The organism is bacterium (assembly GCA_030654305.1).
GTDB lineage: Bacteria > Krumholzibacteriota > Krumholzibacteriia > LZORAL124-64-63 > LZORAL124-64-63 > PNOJ01.
In genome coordinates, this window is record JAURXS010000459.1 from 1 (window position 1) to 4,820 (window position 4,820).

3 protein-coding genes are annotated in these 4,820 nt (G+C 72.9%); all 3 read right to left on the minus strand.

The features are described from left to right. A partial coding sequence (locus Q7W29_13150; protein ID MDO9172767.1) for an efflux RND transporter permease subunit occupies window positions 1–1,890 on the minus strand: 1,890 nt, incomplete at its 3' end. After that, window positions 1,887–3,041: an efflux RND transporter periplasmic adaptor subunit gene (locus tag Q7W29_13155; GenBank protein MDO9172768.1), complete on the minus strand. Its 1,155-nt coding sequence runs from the start codon at window positions 3,039–3,041 to the stop codon at window positions 1,887–1,889. The genes Q7W29_13155 and Q7W29_13150, both read right to left, overlap by 4 nt. Then, window positions 3,038–4,528, minus strand: coding sequence for a TolC family protein (locus tag Q7W29_13160; protein MDO9172769.1), 1,491 nt, complete (start codon window positions 4,526–4,528; stop codon window positions 3,038–3,040). The genes Q7W29_13155 and Q7W29_13160 overlap by 4 nt, the downstream gene beginning before the upstream one ends. Window positions 4,529–4,820: the final 292 nt, after the last annotated feature.

Sequence of the window (4,820 nt, forward strand, 5' to 3'; positions counted from 1 at the left end):
GCTGTTGACGACCTCGTCGGCGCTCAGCTCCCGCTCGGCGCGCGGCTTCAGCCGCAGGAAGAAGCGCCCCTGGTTGCCGGAGGCGGTCGGGCCGCCGGCCCCCACGCTCGACATGAAGACGTCGACGTTCGGGTCCTGCGCCAGCACCGCCGCCACGGACTGCTGGTGCGTGCTCATGGCCTCGTACGAGAGGCCCTCCGCGCCCTCCGTGGTGCCGGTGAGGAACCCGGTGTCGGTGCTGGGGATGAAGCCCTTGGGCACGACGCGGAACAGCACCAGCGTGCCGGCGAACACCGCCGCCGACAGCAACAGGGTGGCCCGCTTGTGGCGCATCGCCGTGCCCAGCGTCCGCTCGTACAGGGCGAGCCCGTCCACCCAGACCCGTTCGATGCCGTCGTAGAACTTGTTGTGCTTCACGTGCTGCGGCTTCAGGAAGCGGCTGCACATCATCGGCGTCAGCGTCAGCGAGACGAAGCCGGACACCAGGATCGCCGTCATGATGACGATCGCGAACTCGCGGAACAGGCGCCCCATGATCCCGCCCATGAACAGGATCGGGATGAAGACCGCGGCCAGCGAGAGCGTCATCGAGACGATGGTGAAACCGACCTCCCGCGCGCCGTCGACCGCGGCCTGGTAGGGCTTCTTCCCCATCTCCATGTGCCGGTAGATGTTCTCCAGCATCACGATGGCGTCGTCGACGACGAAGCCGACCGACAGGGTCAGCGCCATCAGCGACAGGTTGTCCAGGCTGTGCCCCAGCAGCGCCATCACCCCGAAGGTGCCGACCAGCGACATGGGCAGGGCGAGGCTGGGGATCACCGTGGCCGACAGGTTGCGCAGGAACAGGAAGATCACCAGCACCACCAGGCACAGCGTCAGCAGCAGGGTGGCCTTGACGTCGCGGACCGACTCGCGGATCGGCTGCGCGCGGTCGATCATCACGTTCAGGGTCGCCGAGGCCGGCAGCTGGCTGCGCAGGTCCGGCAGCAGCGCCTGCACCGCCCGCGAGACCTCGTCGGTGTTCGTGCCGGGCTGCCGCTGCACCGCCAGCATGATCGCGCGCTGGTCGACGAACCAGCTCGCGGTGCGGTCGTTCTGCACGCTGTCGATCACGCGCCCCAGGTCCTGCAGGCGCACCGGCGCGCCGTCGCGGTAGGCCACCACGATCGGGCGGAACTCCGCCGCCGACTCCAGCTGGCCGGTGGCGCGCACGGTCGTCGCCCGGTCGGGCCCCCACAGCGTCCCGGTCGGCAGGTTGACGTTGTTCGCCTGGATCGACTGCACGACCTCGTCGAGGCCGATGCCGCGCGAGGCCAGCGCCTGCGGGTCCAGCTGCACGCGCACCGCGTACTTCTGGGTGCCGTAGACCTGCACCTGCGCCACGCCGCTGACCATCGAGATGCGCCGCGCGATCATCGTCTGCGCGTACTCGTCCAGCACCGACAGCGGCAGCGTCGGCGACGTGATGTTGATCATCAGGATGGGCGAGTCGGCCGGGTTCACCTTCTGGTAGGACGGCGGCGCCGGCATGTCGCTCGGCAGCTGGCGCTGCACCGCGGCGATGGCGGCCTGCACGTCCTGCGCGGCGGCGTCGATGTCGCGCTCCAGGCTGAACTGGATGGTGATCGACGTGGAGCCCAGGCTGCTCGTGGAGGTCATGTTGTCGATGCCGGCGATGGTGGAGAACTGCTTCTCCAGCGGCGTGGCCACCGCCGAGGCCATCGTCTCGGGGCTGGCCCCGGGCAGGCCCGCCGACACCGAGATGGTCGGGAAGTCCACGTTCGGCAGGTCGCTGACCGGCAGCTGCCGGTAGCCCAGGACGCCGGCCCCCAGGATGGCCAGCATGACCAGCGTCGTCATGACCGGCCTGCGGATGAAGAGGCTCATCGCGCCCCCCCCGACGCGGCTTTCGGCGCGGCCTTCGCCGTCTTGACCTCCACGGTCGCGCCGGGCGCCAAGCGCATCTGCCCGTCGATCACGACCGCCTCGCCGTCGCGCAGATCGCCCGCGACCACGGCCAGCCCGTCGATGGTGCGGTCCACGACGACGGCGCGCTTCTCGACCTTGAGGTCGTCGCCCACCACGAAGACGAACAGGCCGTCGCGCCCGGTCACCACGGCGGCGGCGGGCACCGTCAGCGCGTCGGCCTCGACCGCGAGCACCAGGTCCACGTCCACGAACTGCCCCGGCCAGAGCGCGCCGTCCCCGTTCGGGAATTCCGCCTTCAGCGTCACGGTGCCGGTGCCGGCCCCGACGGCGTTGTCCACGAAGACCAGGCGGCCGAGGAGCGCCTCGCCCTTGCCGTCGCGCGACGGGCGGGCGTGGACCGCGAGCGCGCCGCCCGCCGTGTGCTTGCGCACCTGCGGCAGCCGGTCCGCGGGCACCGCGAAGCTCACCCGGATCGGGTTCAGCTGGTTGACCACGACGAGCGGGCTGCCGTTCGGCGCCACCACGTTGCCCTTCGTCACCAGGATGCTCCCGGTGCGGCCGGCCACGGGCGACGACACGGTGGCGTAGGCGAGGTTCAGCTTCGCCTGCTCCACCGCCGCCCGGTCGGCCTGCACGGCGGCCCGGAAGACGTCCGCCTGGGTGCGGGCCGCGTCGGCCTGCTCGCGCGTGACGTAGTCCTTGGCCGCCAGCTTCGCGTAGCGGGCGGACTGGGCGTCGGCGTTGGCGGCCTGCGCCTCGTCGCGCGCGAGCTGGGCCTGCGCCGCCGCGAGCGCCGCCTGCATCGACCGCGGGTCGATCTGGAACAGGGTCTGCCCCGCCTTGACGTCGTCGCCCTCGGCGAACGCCACGCGCGTGATCACGCCGCCCACCTGCGGGCGGACCGCCACGGACTCGATCGGCTCGACCGTGCCCACCGCGTTCAGCAGCAGCGGCGCGGGCTGCACCTTCACGGCGCCGGTCACCACCGGCACCGGCGGCGAGGGTTTCGCGGCGGGTTTGGCGCCCGTGCCCGCCAGGGCGAGGACGACGGCCAACGCGCTGGCGAGCAGCGTCGGGACGGATGCGTGGTGCCGGGTCGTCGCCGTCATCGGGCCACCTCGGGGTGCAGGTTGTCGGGTGCCAGGGGGTTCGCGCCGTGCAGTCCCAGGACGCCCGCGTCACGGGCGAGCTGCGCCAGGGAGGTGAACCAGCCGAGCCGCGCGTTGATCCGCTGGGCGCGCGCCGTCGCCAGCGCGCGCTGCGCCGAGAGCAGGTCCAGGATGTCGCCCACGCCCTCGCGGTAGCGTCCCAGCGCCACCTGCTCGGAGGCCTCGGCGCTGGCCAGCAGCTCCTCGGCCGTCCTGACGCGCTCGGTGGCGGTGAGGAAGTCGCTGTGCGCGACGAAGATCTCGTAGACGACGCGCTGCTCGTAGCCGCGCGCCCGCTCGGCGGCCGCGTCGGCCTCCGCGCGCGCCCGCGCCAGCTCGTGGCGGCCCGAGAAGCCGCCGAACAGCGGGATGCTGAGGGTCAGCGCCCCGCTCGTGCGGTCGACGGGGTCGTCCGCGCCGTCGGTCCAGAGGCGCCCCGTCGAGCCGCTCACCGAGAGCGTCGGCAGCAGGTCGGAGCGCGCGCTGCGGACGCGGGCGGCGGCCGCCTGCGCCTGCGCCTGCGCCGCCCGCAGGTCGGGCCGCGCCGCCACGGCGCCGGCGATCAGGCCGTCCACCGCCTGCACGACGCCGTCGAGCGGGACCTCGGGCACGCCGACCTCGATGTCGTAGGGCACGTTCGCCGGGTAGCCCATCGACACCGCGAGCGCGCCCCTGGTGGTGCGCACCTGCCCCTCGACGGCCTGCAGGTCCAGCTTCACCTGGGCGCGGGCCGTGCGCGCCTGCAGCACGTCGGCGATCGTGGCCAGCCCGACCTCGTGCCTCGCCTCGGCCGCGGCGAGGCTGCTGTCCGCCTCGGCGTACGAGACGCGGTTCGCCTCGAGGATGGCCTTGGCGCCGCCGTAGTTGTGGAACGCGGTCACCACGTCCAGGACGGCGTCCTGGATGACGGCGTTGTGCGTCCAGTCGGCCGCCAGCAGGCCCTGCCGCGCGGCCTCGACGCGACCGGCGCGACCGCCGAAGTCCAGCAGCTGCCACGACAGGGTCACGCCCGGCCCGTAGGTGGTGGACCAGGTCCCGGAGCGGTTCTGCGCGGAAGCCGCGTTGCCGCGCGACAGCGAGGCGTTCCCGTCCAGCGTGGGCAGGCGCGTCCCGCGCGCCGCGCCGTAGCCGGCGGCGGCGGCCTTGGCGTTGGCCCAGGCCTCGCGCGTGGCGGGGCTGTTGGCCAGCGCGATGTCCACGACCTCGGCCAGGGTGAGGTTCGCCAAACGCGCCGCGGCTTCTTCGGGCGGGATGGCGGTTCCGGACGGCGACACGGCGACCGCGGTGGACGCCGGCGGGATCCAGGGCCTGTCGGGCGCGGGCGAGACCCCGTCCACGCCGCCGACGCGCGGCGGCCCGCTCGCACAGCCGGCGGCGAGCAGCGCCAGGCTCGCGGTCAGGAACACGGCGGCGCGACGGACGGCCGTTGCAGGGAACCAAACGTTCATGATGTCCTCCCGAAACACCTTAGGAACGCGGCGGTCGGCGGTCAAGGCGCCATCGTCGCCGTCGCGACGGCAAGCGGGAATCGACGTGCAGGCTGACTGGCTCTACAATCCCCGGGCAGATATGTGCCGGAGAGCCGTCACGGGAAGGGACACCCATTGGTGACAGGAACCAAACCAACGACACCGGGATCTCCTGCGATCCCCGCCGGGAGTGCCGACTGGACGCCTTCGCTCCTGGCCGGGATCGGCGCGCTGGCCCTCTACCTGGTGCTCGCGCCGCCGGCGGTCGGGG

Bases quoted from the DNA above. Each gene is read 5' to 3' on its own strand.
- Q7W29_13155 (MDO9172768.1), bottom strand. From the start codon at position 3,041: ATGACGGCGACGACCCGGCACCACGCATCCGTCCCGACGCTGCTCGCC.
- Q7W29_13160 (MDO9172769.1), bottom strand. From the start codon at position 4,528: ATGAACGTTTGGTTCCCTGCAACGGCCGTCCGTCGCGCCGCCGTGTTC.